The sequence below is a fragment of the Stenotrophomonas sp. P5_B8 genome, assembly GCF_054049855.1.
The window spans coordinates 1-951 of record NZ_JBFULO010000759.1 but is presented as its reverse complement, the minus strand read 5'-3'; the positions used below and the strand labels follow the sequence as shown (position 1 = coordinate 951).

Annotated in this window: 1 protein-coding gene; it reads right to left on the bottom strand. The window is 59.6% G+C overall.

The genetic code is table 11. From position 1 onward, the window contains the following. The coding region (locus tag ACXJKH_RS21270) for an N-acetylmuramoyl-L-alanine amidase family protein (RefSeq protein ID WP_457322353.1) at window positions 1-841 on the bottom strand (841 nt) is incomplete at its 3' end. Window positions 842-951: the final 110 nt, after the last annotated feature.

Genomic DNA, 951 nt, shown 5'->3' with positions numbered 1-951 from the left:
CGTCGGGATCATCGAACACCTTGGTGTAGGCGTCGCAGGCCCCTTGTTCCGAGCATCCGGCCACATGGGTTTCGAGCGTCACTGGAAACTGGGGATTTCCCTGCACTTTCAGCGTCAACTCGGAAGCGCCACCAATGGGAAGGGAAAAGTCCTCAATCGGACCCAGTTCAAAAGCCGTGCAGTCCTTGCCTGCGGCCCAGAGGCGATAGCCCTTCTCCACCCCCTTCATCGACGCGGTGCGAAACACCGGATCGAGCAATGCCTTGGCATCCTCGGGATTGGTGTGAAAGGCAGTTTCGACGATGATCGAGGGCATCTTCGCCTCCCTGTTCTCCCCTTTATTGTCTACATGCGGCTTCGTCGCCACCACGAACGACTCGTAGCCGGGCCGACTCTGTATTGCCTCCTTCATCGAACAAAGCACACTGCTCGCAAGTGCCTGATCATCAGGGCGCCCTGCTTGGACGATGACGCGCGCACCGCGCGCGGTTCCGTTGTCGTCGGCATTGCTATGTAGATGGATGACCATCTCCGCCTTCACGTGGTTGGCGAGCTTTGGCCTGCTGTTGATGTCCTCCAGCTCCTCCCGGTTCCACGCGGTGCTGCCTGCGTGGGTATTCCATATCGACGTCTCACCTGGATATTGCTCCGCGATCGCATAACGAGCGGCCATGGTCCACCATTCAAAGCCACTCTCCGGATGAATCAGTCCAGCATCCTGCACGCGTGGCCGGATCACCGGCATGCGACTGCGGACCTCGATAAGACTTTTGAGCTCACTCGCGTACAACGGCGTCAGCAGCCCCTCATTGACACCATTATGCTCGTCGCGCGAGCTCACCCAGCTATTGGTTCTATGGCTCAGAAAATAACCGTGACCGGCCGCAACGAACGCCATGCCGGAGCCGCCGCCACCGTTTCGCCAGCGCCGACCGGCCTCGCGTGCAGCAT